Here is a 17,276-nt window from a genome sequence, read left to right as displayed (position 1 = left end):
GCTGGGCCGCTTGGGCGCGGAGGGCGGTCGCTGCGCTGGCGAGCACGTCGGCCAGCGCCTCGACCAGGTCCGGACGGCGTCCGCGCAACGCTGCCAGCCCGACGCAGACCGGGCACCAGCGGCATTCCTCCGCGGTCGGGGGCGGGGTGGCTGCACCCTCGTCCTCGGGTCGGTGGGCCGGGTCGGGCCGCGCAGCAGGGGTGCCGAGGAGACTGCCCAGCACGTCGGTCAGCCGCGCGCCGGGCGCGTGCTCGGCCGCCAGCCCGGCCGCCAGCCGGCGGGCCTGCTCGACCCAGTCGGGTCCGGGCGCGGTCACGTCCCGCTCCCCTCGGCCGGCGCACCCGCCGCGGCGCCGGCGGCCAGCAGCCCGGCCGGCCACTGCTCCGGGTCGGGGACGAAGCGGACCTCCAGCACCGCCCGAGCCGTGCCCGGCTCGGTCAGCGACCCCCCGGAGATCGTGCACCGGCGCAGCAGGGCGTCCAGCGCGAGCGACCGTCGTGCCCCGGCCGCGGTGACCACCAGGTCGTCGGCCCAGCGGGTGAGCTGGACCTCGCCACGGCGGGCGAAGGGCAGCGGCACGTCCAGCAGCCATTCGCCGTCCACCCGGCGGGGCGCGGCCTGCGCCAGCGGCTGCAGCGCGGTCTCGGGCACCGCGGCGTCCAGCGCGAGCAGGTCGGCGACGGTGGCCGGCGCGACGGCGGCCTCGGCGACCTCCTGCACCGGGTCCAGCAGCGCGCGCACCGAGCGCACCGACCGCTCCTGCACCGCGGCCCGCTGCTGCCACCACTCCCCCGACCCGGCCGGGAGCAGCCGGGCGACGATGACCGAGGCGATCCGCTGCCCGAGGACGCCCAGCGCGGTCGCCGTGTGCTGGAGGTGGTCGGCAGCCGCGGCGTCGGGGCGCAGCACCAGGTGGACGGCGGTGCGCGCCGGGTCGGCCAGCGGCACGGCGTCCAGCAGCTCCTCCGTCGCGGCGGCACCGGCGAGCAACCCGGCGGTGACGTCGGCGCGGCCCGCGGTGGCGGCCGCCCGCAGCGTGGCGAGCACCCGGAGCCGGGTCGGCGCGGCCTGCGCCAGCCACCACCGCAGCGCCCCCGGGAGGCCGACCAGCGCCGTCGCCGCCACCGTCGGACCGGGGTCCAGCACGACGACGTCGACGTCCTCGGAGCGGAGGTGCCCGGCCAGGGCGGTGAGCAGCGTGAACTCGGCGACGCCGGGCAGTGGGACGACCGAGGTCGCCGGTGGCACGGTGAGCAGGGGCAGCGCCCCGGACAGCTGCCCGGCGTGCCGGGCCCACAGCTCCTCCAACGCAGGCTGCGGTGCGGCGACGTCGACGGTCACCCGGTCGGGGAGGTCGGCGATCCCGGCCGCCTGACCGGTGAGCAGCACGCACCGCGAGCCGGCCGCGGCGAGCCGGGCGGCGGTGGCCGCCGCGACGGTGGAGCTGCCGGCGCCACCGGGGCCGGTGACGAGGACGACCTGCACGGCGCGCATCAGCCCTCGACGCGCTTCTTGAGCTCCTTGAGCGCGGTGTCGAGGATGACCTTCTCGGCCTTGCGCTTGATCATCCCGAGCATCGGGATCGACAGGTCGATGGTGATCGAGTACGTGACGGTGGTGCGGCCACCGGACTCGGCCAGGGAGTAGGAGCCGTCCTGCTGCTTCTGCATCTGGCCCTGCACCAGGGTCCAGTCGACGCGACGGTCGTCGTCCCAGGTGTAGTCCAGCACGTAGTCGTCCTGAACCGCACCGGCGTCGAGCACGAAGTGCACCCGGCGGGCCCGCCCGTCCGCCCCGGTCTCCAGCACCTCCACCTGCTTGGCTGCCGACACCCACGACGGGTAGGCCGGGAAGTCGGCGATGACGGCCATGACCTCGGCCGCAGGCGCGTCGACGACGATCGACTGGGTGGACTGGTCAGCCATGGGGCGGAGGGTAGTCGCTGCCCACCTCCGACCCGGCCTCCTCCCGGGCCACCTGCCCCGTCCGGGGCCGCTCGGCTACTGCGCGGTGGCCGCGCGGACTAGATTGGGCGCCGGACCCTGGTCCGGAGCGGCGGGGCGACGGAGCCCCCGACCGGCCAGGACAGAGAGGACGGCGTGCGCGAACTGAGCGTTCCCCCCACCGCCAGCGTGGGACCCGAAGACGCCCTGACGGACATGGTCGCCACCAACGCGGCCGAGCACCCCGACGAGATCGGGCTGCGCCGCCAACAGGCCGGTCAGTGGGTCGACGTCACCTACGCCCAGTTCGCCGCCGAGGTCTCCGGTGTCGCCAAGGGGCTGATCGCCGGTGGCGTGCAGGCCGGCGACCGGGTCGGGCTGATGGCCCGGACCCGCTACGAGTGGACCGTCCTCGACTACGCGATCTGGACCGCCGGCGCCGTCGTCGTCCCGATGTACGAGACCTCCAGCGCCGACCAGGTGGCCTGGATCCTCTCCGATGCCGGCGCACGGGCGGTCGTGGTGGAGAGCGCCGAGCACGCCGCGACCGTCGAGTCCGTGCGCGCCGAGGCCCCCGAGCTGGGCCCGGTCTGGGTGATCGACGACGGCGGGCTGGACACCCTGACCGCCGCCGGCGCCGACGTGCCCGACAGCGAGCTGACCGCCCGCCGGGCCACCCTCTCCGCCGACAGCCTGGCGACGCTGATCTACACCAGCGGCACCACCGGCCGGCCCAAGGGCTGCGAGCTCACCCACGCCAACTTCCTGTTCGAGATCCGCAACGGCATGACCCTGTTGAGCCGGTTCATGAACGCCGACGGGTCGCTGCTGCTGTTCATCCCGCTGGCGCACGTGCTGGCCCGCGTCCTGCAGGTGGGCGCGCTCAACACCCGCACGGTCATCGGGCACACCCCCGACATCAAGGACCTGGTCGGCGACCTCGGCCGGTTCCAGCCGACCTTCGTGCTGGCCGTGCCCCGGGTCTTCGAGAAGGTGTTCAACGGCGCCAAGGCCAAGGCCGAGGGCGACGGCAAGGGCAAGATCTTCGACCGGGCCGCCCAGGTGGCCGTCGACTGGTCCCGGGCACAGGACACCGGCGGCCCGGGGCTGGGGCTGCGCGCGCAGCACGCGCTGTTCGACCGGCTGGTCTACGGCAAGCTGCGCGCCGCCCTCGGTGGTCGTTGCGCCGGCGCCATCTCCGGTGGTGCGCCGCTGGGTGAGCGGCTCGGCCACTTCTTCCGGGGCATCGGGGTGACGATCTTCGAGGGCTACGGCCTGACCGAGACCAGTGCGGCCGCCGCGGTCAACCACGACGCGGCGCTGCGCATCGGCACTGTCGGGCGCCCGCTGCCCGGGGTCGACGCGGCGATCGCCGACGACGGCGAGGTGCTGCTGCGCGGGGGGATCGTCATGCGCGGCTACTGGAAGAACGAGAAGGCCACCGCGGAGGCCATCGACGCCGACGGCTGGTTCCACACCGGCGACCTCGGTGAGCTCGACGCCCAGGGCTTCCTCACGATCACCGGGCGGAAGAAGGAGATCCTGGTGACCGCGGGCGGCAAGAACGTCGCCCCCGCCGTGCTCGAGGACAGGCTGCGGGCGCACAAGCTGGTCAGCCAGTGCATCGTCGTGGGCGACCAGCGGCCCTTCATCGCCGCCCTGGTCACGCTGGACGCCGAGGCCCTGCCGGCGTGGCTGAAGGCCCAGGGCAAGGACGCGTCGCTCACCCCCGAGCAGCTGCGCGACGACCCCGACCTGCTGGCCGAGCTGGACGCTGCGGTCGCCGAGGCGAACAAGGCCGTCTCGCAGGCCGAGGCGATCAAGAAGTTCCGGGTGCTCGGCGACGACTTCACCGAGGACAACGGCACCCTCACCCCGAGCCTGAAGCTCAAGCGGGCCGTGGTGATGAAGGAGTTCGGCGCCGAGGTCGAGTCCCTCTACGCCCGGTAGCACCGGACAGCCGGCCTGCTCGACCCCGCGCTCAGGGCGCGGGGTCGAGCACGTCGGCGAAGGTGGACGCGATCGTCGTCCAGGACCACCGCTGCTCCACCCACGACCGGCCGGCCGCGCCCATCGCCCGGGCGCGTGCCGGGTCGGCCAGCAGGTCGGCCAGCACGTCCGCGACCGCGGCGGGTGACCGCGGGTCCACGACGTGCCCGGTCACCCCGTCCTGCACGGTCTCCGGCGCCCCGCCCGAGGTGCCGGCGACGACCGGCCGGCCACCGGCGGCCGCCTCCAGGAAGACCATGCCCAGCCCCTCGACGTCCAGCCCACCGCGGCGCGTGCGGCACGGCATGGCGAACACGTCCCCGGCCGCGTAGTACGCCGGCAGGTCCGCCGGTGCCACTCCCCCGGTCAGGACGACCGAACCGGCGAGGCCCCGAGCCGCGACCCTGCGCCGCAACGCCGACTCCAGCGGGCCGCCGCCGACCAGCAGCAGCTTCGCCCGGGGGTGCCGGGCCAGCACCTGCGGCCAGCCCTGGACCAGCACGTCCTGCCCCTTGCGCGGCACCAGCCGGGAGACGCAGACCACGACCGGGTCGGAGCCGAGGCCGTACCGGGCGCGGACGGCCGACCCGTCGGCGTCCGGGGTGAACCGGTCGACGTCGACCCCGGGCGAGAGCTGGACCAGCTGCGTGCGGTCCCCCAGCGCCGGGGCCAGCCGACCGTGGGTGTACTCGCTGATGTAGGTGAGCGCGTCGAGCCCCCCGGCGATGCGCTGCAGGAGCTGCCGGGCCGCAGGCAGCGCCACCCAGCCGGTCTCGTGGCCGTGCGTGGCCCCGACCAGCCGCTCGACCCCGGCCCGGCGCAGCGCCGGCGCCAGCAAGCCCAGCGGTGCCGCGGCACCGAAGAACGCCGTCCGGCAGCCGTGCTCGCGGGCCAGCCGGGCGGCCGTCCGGGCGGTCCTCGGCGTCGGCAGCAGCATGCCGGTGGGCGCCCGCACCACCGGGTAGGGCAGCGCGGCGTCGTACGCGGCCGAGCCGGGATGGTCCGAGGCCAGCACGACCAGCGACTCCGGCGGCCGGGTGGCCAGCAGGGCGGCGACGAAGGTCTGGATGCCACCTTGTCGGGGCGGGAAGTCGTTGGTGACGACCAGCGTGCGGCCTCCGCTCACCGGTCGCGCACCGCCACCCAGTCGGCGGCGAAGGCGATCCGCTGCGGCACCGTGGGGTGCGACCCGAAGGCCCACTGCCAGATCGCGGGCGGATCGGGGTCGTTGAGGTTGGCGCCCCCCAGGGCCTGCTGCACCGCCACGAAGGAGTCCGGGTCCTCGGTCAGGTCGAGCGCGTGCAGGTCCGCTCGTGCCTCGATGTGCCGGGAGACCAGGTTCTGCACCGGCGTCGAGGCCAGGGTGCCGAGGGAGAGCAGCAGCAGCAGCAGGCCCACCACCGCCCCGTCCCCGGGCCCCTCCGCGCCGGCCCGGCGGAGCAGCGGGGTCGAGCCGAGCAGCCAGCCCAGCAGCGCGACGCCCGCCCCGGCGCCCAGCGCCCCGATCAGCGTGCCGGTGAGGACGTCGTCGTTGGCCACGTGCCCGAGCTCGTGGGCGGTGATCGAGACGATCTCCTCGTCGGGCCGCTGGTCCAGCAACGTGTCGTAGACGACGATCCGCCGGGTGGAGCCGAAGCCGGAGACGTAGGCGTTCAGCGCGGTGGTGCGCCGGCTGGCGTCGGCGACCAGCACGTCGTCCACTGGCGTGCCGCTGCGCTCGGCGAGCTCGATCAGCTCCGTGCGCAGCGGGCCGGCCGGCATGGACTCGAAGCGGTTGAAGGCCGGCTCGAACACCAGGGGGTACAGGAACGACCCGACGACGACCAAGGACGCGGCTGCCGCGCCCGCCCACGCCCACCACGTGCGCGGGGCCCGCCGGGCGAGCGCCACGAGGGCCAGCAGACCCAGCGCGGTCAGCCCGGCGGAGATGGCGAAGGACGTGGCGACGTCACGGGCCCACAGGTCCCACCCGCGCGTGGACAGGCCGTAGCGGCGCCGCACCACCTCGCCGTAGGCGGTCAGCGGCAGGGTCACCAGCCGGCCGACGAGCAGGATCGCGATCGAGCCGAGCAGCACCTGCCAGGCCCAGCCACCGCCCAGCGGCCGGGCGACGGTCCGGGCGGTCGCCGCACCGGCCCGGGTGAGCCCGAAGACCGCCGAGACGAGCAGGCTCAGCCCCAGGGCCGTCAGCGAGGCCGGGCGCAGCGCCGCGGCGAAGGCCTCGGCCCGGGTCACCTGCTCCGGGTCGAAGGCGGCGCCCGGGTCGACCGGGGTGCGGCCCCCCGGCGGCACCGGCAGCACGTCCCACGGGGTGGCCACCACGATCACGACGACCAGGGCGGCGCCGAGGACCGCGGCCACGAGCAGGGCGGCGCGCCGCGACCCGGCGGCTCCTCCCCGGCTCATCCGCGCGCTGTCGAACGAGGCGGGAGATGCACGACGCCGAGCTTAGGCAGGCTCCCTGTGACCCGGCTGGACGGCCGGATCGCCGGCTCAGCCGAGGATGCGGCGTGCCCCGGCGTACCCGGCCATGTCGACGCTGGTGACCTGCACCGGGACGCCGAAGGTGGCCGCGTGCACCATCTGGCCGTTGCCGATGTACATGCCGACGTGGCTGACCGGGCTGCGGAAGAAGACCAGGTCACCGGGCTGCAGGGCGCTCCGGGAGACCGCGGTCCCCATCGTGGCCTGGAGGCGGCTGGAGTGCGGCAGGGCCACCCCGGCCGCCGCGTAGGCGTACTGGGTCAGGCCCGAGCAGTCGAAGGCGTCCGGCCCGCCGGCGGCCCACACGTAGGGGTCGCCGAGCTGCGCCATGGCGGTGTCCACGGCGACCTGGGCCGAGGTACTGGTGGCCACCACCTCGGCCGGTGCCTCGAGCACGGGACCGGCGTGCGCCTCGACCACCTCCTCCTGCTGGACGACGCTCAGCGCGTCGTACTGCGCCTGGTAGTCGTCGACCCGGGAGGTGAGGTCCCGCTGGCGTGCGGTGACGTCCTGCAGCGTCTGCGCCGCGGCCGCGGCGGCGGCCTCCGCCTGCGACTGGGCCTGTGCGGCAGCGGTCGCCGCCGCGGTGACCCGGGAGAGGACGTCGTCCGTGTGCCCGGCGATGGCGTCCAGGGTGGTGACCTGGGAGAGGAACTCGTCTGCCGACCCACTGCTCATGAGGGCGTTCAAGCGGGACAGGTGCTCCCCGGTGAAGGCGCTGCGGGCGACTCGGCGCACCTGCTCGTCCAGGGCAGCCAGCTGTGCCTGGGCATCGGCGACCGCCCGGCCTGCGGCAGCTGCGGCTGCCTGCTGCTCGGCCAGCGTCTCCTGTGCCTCGTTGAACTCCTCGGTGACGACCTCGAGCTCGTGGGTCGCGTCGGCGACCAGCTGGGTGGCCTGCTCCGGGCTCGTCACCTCGGTGACCTGGCCACCCGGCGCCGCAGCGGCGTCGCCCGGCAGGACCGCCAGGGTCAGGCTCGCGGCGACGACGGCCACGATCCCGATGCCCAGCCGGCCGGCGAGACGACCGCAGCGTGCGTGCACCGGGGTGTCGGCGGCGACGAGGGTCGCCGAGGCGGGCAGGGCGCGGGGCTGAGGGCTCGCCACGGGCGGCGGGACTCCGTTTCTCGAACTCGGACCGCCTGCCGGGTCACCCGACGCAGCCGGGCTCTGCACGAGCCCCGGCCGCTGGCGCGGTGTCCCGATGCCCGAGAGCCCACCTCGGTGTCGAGGCGGTCCCCGGTCCACCACCCGGGCGGGGGTCGGCGGTTCGGCGGTGTCCGACCGAGGTCACCCTGTGTGGTGACTTCGTCTCGCTCGGACACGACGAACGTAAGTCCGTGACCGGATCGAGACCTAGCCCTGTCAAACCCCGAATCGACCGCAGGACCTGCCAAATCACAGCAGTGCGATTTGTCAGCTCACGTGGCGGTCACCCTGGGAGGACGCATCCTGATGACGTAACGGCGGAACCAGCCCGAACTCTGCCAAGGCGCGGACGGCTCGTCGCTCCACGTCGTCCCACTCGACGACCGGGCGCGCGGCCTCGGCAACACGTTCGCCGGGCCGGCTCTCGCGGTCTGCGGTCGCCTCCCCCGGCGCGGCACCGGCCGCCAGCACGCCCTCGCCGGCCGGGACCCCGGCAGAGACGCCCGGCCGGCGTCGCGTCAGCGGGACGACCGTGGGCGCGCTCTCCCGCCAGTCCGGTGGGGCGCCCAGCAGGACGGTCACGACGCAGTCGTCGCAGCCCTGACCGCGGACGGTGCAGGTGTCGCAGTCGATGAGCACGGCGGCTCTCCTTGTCTCCTGAGGTCCAGACACCGCGGACCGTAGGAGCGACCACCGACAGTTCTGCTCAGCTCCCGGGCGGGGAGCCCTGACGGCTCCGGCCAGCGGCCCCCACGGCTCCGGCCAGCGGCCCACACGGCGTGGCCTCCCGGGGACTGTCGGACCCCCGACCTAGCGTCCGCCCCGTGCCGTCCGTACCTGCCCCGCCCCCAGCAGCACCTCCGGGACCACCTCCGGTCCCACCGACCACCGCACCACCCGCCCCCTCGTCGTGGCGACAGGTGGCACTGCCCGGCCGGCACGGGGCCCAGGACGAGCCGCGCTTCCAGCAGGCGACGATCGACGACCTGGGCACCCCGCTGGCCGGGGTGACCTTCGTGGTCGTCGACCTGGAGACCACCGGGGGCTCGCCGAAGAACAGCGCGATCACCGAGATCGGGGCGGTCAAGGTCCGCGGCGGCCAGGTGCTCGGCGAGTTCCAGACCCTGGTCGACCCCGGTCACGAGATCCCGCCCTACATCAGCGTGCTGACCGGCATCACCTCGATGATGGTCGCTGCGGCGCCCCGGATCGACGCGGTGCTGCCGGCCTTCCTGGAGTTCGCCCGCGGCGCCGTCCTGGTGGCCCACAACGCCCCGTTCGACCTCGGGTTCCTGCGGGCGGCCTGTGAGGCGAGCGCGGTGCCCTGGCCGGTGTTCGCCTCGGTCGACACCGCCGTCCTGGCCCGCCGGCTGCTCAGCCGTGACGAGGTGCCCAACTGCAAGCTGGCCACGCTGGCGCCCTACTTCTCCACCTCCACGCAGCCCTGCCACCGGGCACTGGACGACGCCCGGGCGACCGTCGACGTCCTGCACGGGCTCTTCGAGCGCCTCGGGCCGCTGGGCATCACCTCGCTCGAGGAGCTGACCGGGCTGACCCGCCAGGTCGACCCGCGTCGTCGCCGCAAGCGCCACCTCGCCGAGCACGTGCCCTCGGGTCCCGGGGTCTACGTCTTCCGCGGCCCGCGCGACGAACCGCTGTACGTCGGCACCTCGGGCGACCTCCGCAGCCGGGTGCGCAGCTACTTCTCCGCCGGCGAGCAGCGCAGCCGGATGACCGAGATGATCACCCTCGCCGAGCGGATCGAGGCGCTGCCGTGCGCGCACGACCTCGAGGCCGCCGTCCGGGAGCTCCGGCTCATCGCCGAGCACAAGCCACGGTACAACCGGCGGTCCCGGTTCCCCGAGCGCGCCCTGTGGGTCCGGTTGACCGACGAGCCGTTCCCCCGGCTGTCGGTGGTGCGCCGGGTGCGGCCGGGCGCCGGAGCGTTCCTCGGCCCCTTCCCCGACCGGCGGGCAGCCGATGCCGCCGTCGCCGCCGTGCACGAGTCCCTGCCGCTGCGCCAGTGCACCTCCCGCCTGTCGCTGACGGTGCTGGGCAGCGCCTGCGCCCTGGCCGGGATGGGCCGGTGCGGGGCGCCCTGCACCGGCGACCAGACCCGCGAGGAGTACTCCGCGGTCGCGGCGGTGTTCCGCGCGGCCGTCGATTCCGACCCCCGCGACCTGGTGGCCCCGTTGCTGCACCGGGTCGAGCGGCTGGCCGGCGAGGGCCGGTACGAGGAGGCGGCCGTGCTGCGCGACCGGGTGGCCGTGCTGGTCCGGGCGGTCCGCCGGCGACAGCGCCTGGAGTCGCTGGCCACCGTGGCCGAGCTCGTCCTCGCCCGGCCCGACGGCGCTGGGGGCTGGCAGCTCGCGGTGGTCCGTCGAGGCCGGCTGGTCGCGGCCGGCGTCGCCGAACGCGGGCGCTCCGTCCGCGGTCACCTGGCCGAGCTGCGCGCCACCGCCGAGACCCCGACCGGGCCGGACGACGAGCTGGCCGCCTCCGTCGACGAGACCGAACTGGTGCTGCGCTGGATGGAGAAGCCCGGCACCCGCCTGGTCGACCTGACCGGCACCCTGGCCAGCCGCACCCCGGGCACGGGTGACTACAGCGGCTTCCTCGCCCAGGTGGACGCCGGCCTCGCCGAGCGCGACCCGTTCGCCGACACCCGGTCGCTCAGCACCCGCAGCCAGCCCGACCGGGTCACCGCGGGTGCACCGGCGGCAGGCCGGCACGCCGCCGGGCGGCGCGGCCGGGTCGCGACCGGGCTAGCATCCCGGACGTGATCACCGCCATCGTGATGATCGATGCCGCCACCGACTCGATCGCCGAGGTGGCCGAGGCGGTCGCCGCGCTGCCCGGGGTCAGCGAGGTCTACTCCGTCGCCGGCGACGTCGACCTGGTCGCACTCGTCCGCGTGCACGAGTTCGAGGAGATCGCCCAGGTCATCGCCGGGCGGATCAACAAGGTGCCCGGCGTCGTCGACACCGCCACCCACATCGCCTTCCGCGCCTACTCGCGGCACGACCTCGAGGCCGCGTTCTCGATCGGCTTCGAGTCGACCGACCAGTAGCTCACCCCGCGGTTCGGGTGCCCTCGTCCCGGGGCCACCCGGCGTGTGCCGGGCCGGGGGGCCACCTGGTGCTCACCCGCGCGCAGCGCGGCTGACCCGCACCCAGTCCGCCAGCTTCGCCGCTGCCCTGCCGTCGTCGATGGCGGCCGCAGCCCGTTCCAGCCCCGCCCCCAGCGCGTCGTGCAACCGTGCCCCACGGGAGTCGAACGCGGCGAGCGCCCCGGCCGCGTTGAGCAGCACCGCGTCTCGGACCGGTCCCGGTTCTCCGGCCACCAGCCGACGGACCACCTCGGCGTTGACCTCCGGACCGCCTCCGCGCAGCGCCCCGGGCCCGGACACCGGGATGCCCAGCGCCGTCGGGTCCAGCCGCTCGGAGACCACCTCCCCGTCGCGCACCACCCACACCGCCGAGGTGGTGCTGGTGGTGAGCTCGTCCAGCCCGTCGTCCCCGCGGAACACCAGTGCCCGGGTGCCCCGGTCGGCGAGCACCTGGGCCAGCACCGGGGCCATCCGGGTGTCGGCACAGCCGATCGCGGCCGCCACCGGTCGGGCGGGGTTCGTCAGCGGGCCCAGGAAGTTGAAGACCGTGCCGATCCCCAGCTCTCGGCGCGGCGCAGCGGCATGCCGCATCCCGGGGTGGAAGACGGGCGCGAAGAAGAAGCCGATCCCCGCCTCGAGCATGCACTGGGCCACGGACGGGGCCGGCAGGTCGATGACGACCCCGAGCGCCTCGAGGACGTCGGCGGTCCCCGAGGCCGAGGACGCAGCCCGGTTGCCGTGCTTGGCCACGGGGACGCCGGCCGCTGCGGTGACGATCGCGGCCATCGTGGAGATGTTCACCGTCTGCGCGCCGTCGCCCCCGGTGCCGACGATGTCGACGCACTCCATCGGCAGCTGCACCGGGGTGGCCTGTTCCAGCATCGTGGCGGCTAGCCCGGAGACCTCCTCCGGCGACTCCCCCTTGGCCCGCAGGGCGACGACGAACCCGGCCACCTGCGCCGGCGTCGCCTCCCCCGTCATGACCTGCCGCATCGCCCAGCGGGTGTCCTCGACCCCGAGGTGCTCACCGCGGGTGAGCCGGGTGAGCAGGCCGGGCCAGGTCGGGCTGGCTGACGTCATCGGGTCAGCGACGGACGGCCGGGCGCTGCGCTGCCCGGTCCCGCAACAGCCCGGCGACGACCTGGGGCGCGGTCAGCGGATCCACCGGGTAGGCCAACGTCGCGTCGGCCATCGACCAGTGGGCCAGCCACCGGTCCGCCTGCCGGGCGATGAGCACCACCAGTTGCGGGCAGTCGGCGATCTCGTGCTTCAGCTGGCGGCTGATCCCCATGCCACCGGTGGGCTGGGCCTCGCCGTCCAGCACGCAGAGGTCGACGCCGCCGCGGTCGACGGCAGCCACCACCTCGTCGGCGGTCGCGCACTCCAGGTACGTGAGCGGCCCCACGTCGGCGGCCGGCGCGTTGCCCAGGGCCGTCCGGACGGCGGTGCGGACCTCGGCCCGCTGGCTGAAGACGAGCACGGTGGCCGGTGCGGAGTCGGGGCTCACACTCGCGAGCCTAGTGCCCGGAGGAAGAGGGGCGGGAAGGCGGCGTGCCGGGCCGCTCTCGGGTGGCCGGACCGGGCGCGCCACGCCCACCCACCCCGCGTCGTGGGACGGCTGTCCCGATGCCATGATGAACCGGTGACAACGGCCCCCGTGGCGAGCAGCACCTTCGACACCTCGCGGGTGCACTCCCTGACCCGACCGAACATGGTCAGCGTCGGCACGATCGTCTGGCTCGCCAGTGAGCTGATGTTCTTCGCCGGCCTGTTCGCCATGTACTTCACCGCCCGCGCCCGAGCCGAGGACGGCTGGCCGCCGGAGCCGACCGAGCTGAACGTGCCGTACGCGCTGGCCTTCACGCTGATCCTGGTCGCCTCGTCGGTGACCTGCCAGTACGGCGTCTTCGCCGCTGAGATCGGCAACGTCTACGGACTGCGGCGCTGGTTCACCATCACGTTCGTGATGGGGCTGACCTTCGTGCTCGGCCAGATGTGGGAGTACCGCACCCTGGTCGTCGACCACGGCACGACGATCTCGTCGTCGTCGTACGGGTCTGTGTTCTACCTGACGACGGGCTTCCACGCCCTGCACGTGATCGGCGGCCTCATCGCCTTCGTCTTCGTGCTCATCCGGTCCACGATGGGCCGTTTCACACCCGCCCAGGCGACCTCGGCGATCGTTGTGTCCTACTACTGGCACTTCGTCGACGTCGTGTGGGTGGGCCTCTTCATCACGATCTACCTGATCAAGTAGGGAACCGGGTGTCCACCACGAAGGCCTCGTCCGAAGCCCCTCTCCAGGGCGGCCGCCGCGGGTTGCTGCGTCGCCGGCCGGCCGCTGGCACGCCGGCCGCCGCCGCCCGTGACCGGCGCCGCTCCAAGCAGCGCCGCCGCCTGGCCAACGTGGCCGGGTTGATGGCCGCCCTGGTCCTGACCGGGGTCGCCTACTCCGCCTTCGCCCCGGGGGCCATCGCCGCTGACGAACAGTCGGACACGGAGTCCATCGCCGTCGAAGCCGGTCGCGAGCTCTACGTCCTCAGCTGCATCACCTGCCACGGTTCCAACCTGCAGGGCGTGGAGGACCGCGGCCCGTCGCTCATCGGCGTCGGCTCGGCCTCCGTCTACTTCCAGGTCTCCACCGGCCGCATGCCGCTGGTCCGCCAGGAGGCCCAGGCGCCCGAGCACCCGGTCATCTTCACCGAGGCGGAGATCGCCCAGCTGATGGCCTACGTCCAGGCCAACGGTGGCGGCCCCACCGTCCCCTCGGGCGACCTGCGCGACGGCGAGCTGGCCGAGGGTGGCGAGCTCTTCCGACTGAACTGCGCCTCCTGCCACAACTTCGTCGGGGAGGGCGGCGCCCTGTCCTCCGGCAAGCGGGCACCCTCGCTGGACGGTCTGACCGACGAGCAGATCTACGCGGCGATGCTGACCGGCCCGGAGAACATGCCGGTCTTCGGTGACAACCAGCTGACGCCGGAGGAGAAGCGCTCGGTCATCGACTATGTGCAGACGATCCAGGACCAGGCCGACCCGGGTGGCGCCCCGATCGGCCGCGCCGGTCCGGTCGCCGAGGGCCTGGTGATCTGGGTCGCCGGTGTCGGCGCCCTGCTGTTCGGGATCTTCTGGATGGGGACGAAGGCGTGAGCACGACCGACAAGAACCCCGGTTCGGCCGGCGGGGACCGCGCGAGCGGGCCCGGCCACGGCGGTCCGGACGACGAGTACACGCCGGCCCAGCTCGCGGCGATGGACCGCACGGAGCTGGACCGGCTGGGTGCCCGCTACGACGGCGTCGAGGTCCTCCACGTCGAGCCCGGCCCCGTTCCGGGTTCCGCGCTGGAGAAGCAGGCCACCCGCCAGGTGACCACGTGGTTCGCCCTGGCCGGGGTGTTCGCGGTGGCCTTCCTGGTCGTCTACGCCGGCTCCGGCTGGTTCCTCCCCGACTGGGAGTGGGAGGTGGGGGCCGATTCGTGGAGCGCGCTGTTCACCCCCCTCCTCGGTCTGGCGATGGGCCTGTCGCTGCTGTGCATCGGCATCGGCCTGGTCCAGTACGTCAAGAAGCTCTTGCCGCACGAGACCGCCGTCCAGGACAAGCACGACGGCTCGCACTTCGACCGGGTCACCACCGGCGCCACCCTGATGGGCGGGCTGGACAAGTCCGGCCTCCCTCGCCGCAAGCTGCTCCTGGGCACGATCGGTGGGATGGGGGTCGCGTTCGGGGCCATGCTCATCGCCCCGCTCGGTGGCCTGATCAAGAACCCGAACACCGGCAATCCGCTCGGCACCACGTCGTGGGCCGAGGGGGTCCGCCTCCTGCGCGACGACGGCACCCCGATCCGCCCCGGCGACCAGCAGCCCGGTTCCCTGGAGACGGTCTTCCCGGCCGTCGCCGGCGGCAACTTCCAGGCAGACGCGGCGACCATGCTGATCCGGCTCCGGCCGGAGCAGCAGCTCAGCGAGGAGCCGAGGGAAGGTCAGGCCGACTTCTCCTACGGCGACTACGTCGCCTACTCGAAGATCTGCACCCACGCCGGGTGCCCGGTCGGGCTCTACGAGCAGGAGACGGGCCGCATCCTCTGCCCCTGTCATCAGTCGCAGTTCCTGGTGACCCAGGGCGCGAAGCCGGTCTTCGGTCCGGCGACCCGCCCACTCCCCCAGCTGCCCATCACGGTCGACGACGAGGGCTACTTCGTGGCACGGAGCGACTACATTGAGGCAGTCGGCCCCACCTACTGGAACCGGGAACGGATCTGATGGCCACCACCACGGCGGCGCCTGGTGCGCCGACGACCAAGATCGGGCAAGCAGCCCTCGAGGTCGACGATCGCCTGATCGTCGCCGGTCCGCTCCGCCGGACGCTCAACAAGGTCTTCCCCGACCACTGGTCCTTCCTGCTCGGGGAGATCGCGCTCTACGCGTTCATGATCCTGCTGGTGTCGGGCACCTACCTGACGTTCTTCTACGACGCCAGCATGGAAGAGGTCGTCTACGAGGGCGTCTACGCACCCCTGCGGGGCGTGGAGATGTCGGCGGCCTACGAGTCGACCCTCGGGCTCTCCTTCGACGTCCGCGGCGGGCTGCTGATCCGGCAGATCCACCACTGGGCAGCCCTGCTGTTCGTGGCCGCGATCGTCATCCACCTCATCCGCATCTTCTTCACCGGTGCGTTCCGGCGGCCGCGTGAGACCAACTGGCTGATCGGCGTCGTCCTGCTCGTCCTGGCGCTGCTCATGGGCGTCACCGGCTACTCCCTCCCCGACGACCTCCTGTCGGGAACGGGCCTGCGGATCATCAGCGCGATCATCCTGTCGCTCCCGGTCATCGGCACCTGGGCGCACTGGGCCGTCTTCAACGGCGACTACGTCGGCACGGAGATCATCGGGCGCTTCTACATCGCCCACGTGCTGATCATCCCGGCGATCCTGCTCGCACTGATCGCCGCGCACCTGCTGATCCTGGTCAAGCAGAAGCACACCCAGTTCCCGGGTGCCGGCCGCACGGAGCACAACGTCGTCGGGAACCGGCTCTTCCCCACCTTCGCCGGCAAGGCGACGGCCCTCTTGTTCATCGTGTTCGGGTTGTGCGCCGCCCTGGGCGGTCTCGTCCAGATCAACCCGATCTGGCTGTGGGGTCCGTACAACCCGGCGCAGGTGTCGGCCGGTTCGCAGCCGGACTGGTACATCGGCTTCCTCGACGGTTCCACCCGGCTCTTCCCGGCCTGGGACATCAACCTGCCCGGCGATTACACGATCCCGGCGCTGTTCTGGCCGACCGTCGTCGGTGCCGGCCTGATGTTCACGGTGCTCGCGCTCTACCCGATGATCGAGCGCAAGCTGACCGGGGACACGGCGTCCCACCACCTGCTGCAGCGCCCCCGTGACGTCCCGGTCCGGACGGCGGTGGGGGCCATGGCGCTGACGTTCTACGTCGTGCTGTGGATTTCCGGTGGCAACGACGTCATCGCGGACAAGTTCGACATCAGCCTCAACGCGATGACGTGGTTCGGTCGGATCGGTTGCCTGGTGCTCCCGCCCTTCGCCTACTGGATGACCTACCGCCTGTGCCTGGGGCTCCAGCGGCACGACCGCGAGGTCCTCGAGCACGGCATCGAGACCGGGGTCATCCGGCGGCTGCCCAGTGGTGAGTTCATCGAGGTCCACCAGCCCCTCGGCCCGGTGGACGAGCACGGTCACGGTCAGCTGGCCTACGGCGGCGCCTCGGTGCCCAAGAAGATGAACCAGGTCGGCGGCGCACGCCGGGCGATCAAGGGCTTCTTCAAGCCGATCGAGGAGCCGGCCGAGGTGCAGCGGCAGGCCGAGCTCGAAGCCCGCGGGCTGGAGGCGGAGCAGTCCGACCGCCAGACCATCAGCTCTGGTCGACCGTCCGAGGGCGGGCGCCCGTCCGATGGTGGGCGGCCGCAGGCTCCGCGCGACTGACCCACCGCAGCGAACAGCAGGCCCCGACGGACTCGTCCGTCGGGGCCTGCTGCATGTGCGGCTGGGTCCCGTTGCCCAGATGGGCAGGGCGCTGCCGGCCAGCCGCCGCCCGGGCCGCCGGCCGGCGCCCCCACACTCCCCCAGTCGCACCGGCGCCGAGCTCGGGCTCGGGCTCGGCCTCGGGCTCGGGCTCGGGCTCGGAGTGAGGGTTCGGGCTCGGAGTGAGGGTTCGGCGTGCCGGGTCTGTAACGGCATGTCCTCCCGCTCCATTCACGACGGTCGGGAGGGCGCACGTCCGCGGGGTCACCAGTGAAGGCCCTCCGGCGCCGCCGGCCCGCACCACCCCCGCAAGAGGGCGTGGCGTGCCCGCTCGTTGGCCCTCCGTGCCCCGTGACTCCTCTCCCGCCGGCTCGCCCGGCCGCAGGTGGCCTGGCTCTGCTCAGCCCACCCCTCGCGGCACGCGGCAGTTCCGCTCACACCGCCCAGGGTCCCGAGCCTCTGTGGGACCCCCGGTCGGACGTCGCGGCAACCTCGCTACGGGCGGGTGCGCCACGGAGGCCTTCTCGCGCGCTGGGTCTCTCGCAGCTTGTCGACGACGGGTGAAAACTGACCCCCTGGCGACGGTTGAAAACGGACCCCCTCCTCGATCATGAGGAGTGATGAC

Annotated in this window: 16 protein-coding genes; 7 read left to right on the top strand and 9 right to left on the bottom strand. The window is 73.6% G+C overall.

All coding sequences use genetic code 11. The features are described from left to right. From O2W18_RS18865 to O2W18_RS18855, 3 genes are all read right to left on the bottom strand, one after another. The coding region (locus O2W18_RS18865; protein WP_269188976.1) for a hypothetical protein at positions 1-316 on the bottom strand (316 nt) is incomplete at its 3' end. Further along, the gene (locus tag O2W18_RS18860) at positions 313-1,494 is read right to left on the bottom strand and encodes an ArsA family ATPase (RefSeq protein ID WP_269188975.1); all 1,182 of its coding nucleotides are present in this window, start codon (positions 1,492-1,494) and stop codon (positions 313-315) included. The genes O2W18_RS18860 and O2W18_RS18865, both read right to left, overlap by 4 nt. Next, positions 1,494-1,925: an SRPBCC family protein gene (locus O2W18_RS18855; protein WP_269171627.1), complete on the bottom strand. Its 432-nt coding sequence runs from the start codon at positions 1,923-1,925 to the stop codon at positions 1,494-1,496. Before O2W18_RS18855 ends, O2W18_RS18860 begins: the two co-directional genes overlap by 1 nt. A gap of 234 nt (positions 1,926-2,159) precedes the next feature. On the opposite strand from O2W18_RS18855, the gene O2W18_RS18850 reads away from it, so the two are divergent. Next, positions 2,160-3,893 (top strand): AMP-dependent synthetase/ligase, encoded by a 1,734-nt coding sequence (locus O2W18_RS18850; protein WP_269188974.1) that lies wholly within the window; start codon positions 2,160-2,162, stop codon positions 3,891-3,893. Between the two features lie 31 nt (positions 3,894-3,924). On the opposite strand, the gene O2W18_RS18845 is transcribed toward O2W18_RS18850, so the two are convergent. The 4 genes from O2W18_RS18845 to O2W18_RS18830 form a co-directional block, all read right to left on the bottom strand. Next, positions 3,925-5,058, bottom strand: coding sequence for a glycosyltransferase family 4 protein (locus O2W18_RS18845; protein WP_269188973.1), 1,134 nt, complete (start codon positions 5,056-5,058; stop codon positions 3,925-3,927). Next, entirely contained in the window at positions 5,055-6,338 is a 1,284-nt protein-coding gene (locus tag O2W18_RS18840) for a M48 family metallopeptidase (RefSeq protein WP_269188972.1), read from the bottom strand. The genes O2W18_RS18845 and O2W18_RS18840 overlap by 4 nt, the downstream gene beginning before the upstream one ends. 87 nt (positions 6,339-6,425) lie before the next feature. After that, a complete protein-coding gene (locus tag O2W18_RS18835; RefSeq protein WP_269188971.1) occupies positions 6,426-7,523 on the bottom strand; it encodes a C40 family peptidase in 1,098 nt (365 codons plus the stop codon). A 309-nt stretch (positions 7,524-7,832) separates the two neighbouring features. Beyond that, positions 7,833-8,204: a hypothetical protein gene (locus tag O2W18_RS18830; RefSeq protein WP_331254088.1), complete on the bottom strand. Its 372-nt coding sequence runs from the start codon at positions 8,202-8,204 to the stop codon at positions 7,833-7,835. A 281-nt stretch (positions 8,205-8,485) separates the two neighbouring features. Between O2W18_RS18830 and O2W18_RS18825 the strand changes: the two genes are divergently transcribed. Next, positions 8,486-10,348, top strand: coding sequence for a DEDD exonuclease domain-containing protein (locus O2W18_RS18825; RefSeq protein ID WP_269188970.1), 1,863 nt, complete (start codon positions 8,486-8,488; stop codon positions 10,346-10,348). Further along, entirely contained in the window at positions 10,345-10,635 is a 291-nt protein-coding gene (locus O2W18_RS18820) for an Lrp/AsnC family transcriptional regulator (RefSeq protein ID WP_269188969.1), read from the top strand. Before O2W18_RS18825 ends, O2W18_RS18820 begins: the two co-directional genes overlap by 4 nt. Positions 10,636-10,707: 72 nt before the next feature. Here the strand turns inward: O2W18_RS18820 and trpD are convergent, their stop codons facing one another. Both trpD and O2W18_RS18810 read right to left on the bottom strand, forming a co-directional pair. Continuing rightward, entirely contained in the window at positions 10,708-11,754 is a 1,047-nt protein-coding gene (gene trpD / locus O2W18_RS18815) for an anthranilate phosphoribosyltransferase (protein ID WP_269188968.1), read from the bottom strand. 4 nt (positions 11,755-11,758) lie between these two features. Beyond that, positions 11,759-12,181 carry a hypothetical protein gene (locus tag O2W18_RS18810; protein ID WP_269188967.1) on the bottom strand — a complete coding sequence of 141 codons (423 nt, stop codon included), beginning with the start codon at positions 12,179-12,181 and terminating at the stop codon, positions 11,759-11,761. Positions 12,182-12,316: 135 nt separating this feature from the next. Here O2W18_RS18810 and ctaE point away from each other — a divergent pair, with 135 nt between their 5' ends. The 4 genes from ctaE to qcrB are packed head-to-tail and all read left to right on the top strand — an operon-like array spanning position 12,317 to position 16,612. Beyond that, positions 12,317-12,931, top strand: a complete 615-nt coding sequence (gene ctaE / locus O2W18_RS18805) for an aa3-type cytochrome oxidase subunit III (RefSeq protein ID WP_331253722.1) — start codon at positions 12,317-12,319, stop codon at positions 12,929-12,931. 8 nt (positions 12,932-12,939) lie between these two features. After that, the gene (gene qcrC, locus O2W18_RS18800; RefSeq protein WP_269188966.1) at positions 12,940-13,821 is read left to right on the top strand and encodes a cytochrome bc1 complex diheme cytochrome c subunit; all 882 of its coding nucleotides are present in this window, start codon (positions 12,940-12,942) and stop codon (positions 13,819-13,821) included. Then, complete coding sequence (gene qcrA / locus O2W18_RS18795; RefSeq protein WP_269188965.1) at positions 13,818-14,930, top strand: cytochrome bc1 complex Rieske iron-sulfur subunit; 1,113 nt, start codon at positions 13,818-13,820, stop codon at positions 14,928-14,930. The genes qcrC and qcrA overlap by 4 nt, the downstream gene beginning before the upstream one ends. Next, a complete protein-coding gene (qcrB, locus tag O2W18_RS18790) occupies positions 14,930-16,612 on the top strand; it encodes a cytochrome bc1 complex cytochrome b subunit (protein ID WP_269188964.1) in 1,683 nt (560 codons plus the stop codon). Before qcrA ends, qcrB begins: the two co-directional genes overlap by 1 nt. Positions 16,613-17,276 lie beyond the last annotated feature (664 nt).

This window comes from Modestobacter sp. VKM Ac-2983 (assembly GCF_026967885.1).
Lineage (GTDB): Bacteria > Actinomycetota > Actinomycetes > Mycobacteriales > Geodermatophilaceae > Modestobacter.
The sequence above is the reverse complement of the archived record's forward strand: the minus strand, read 5'-3'. Positions and strand labels throughout refer to the sequence as shown.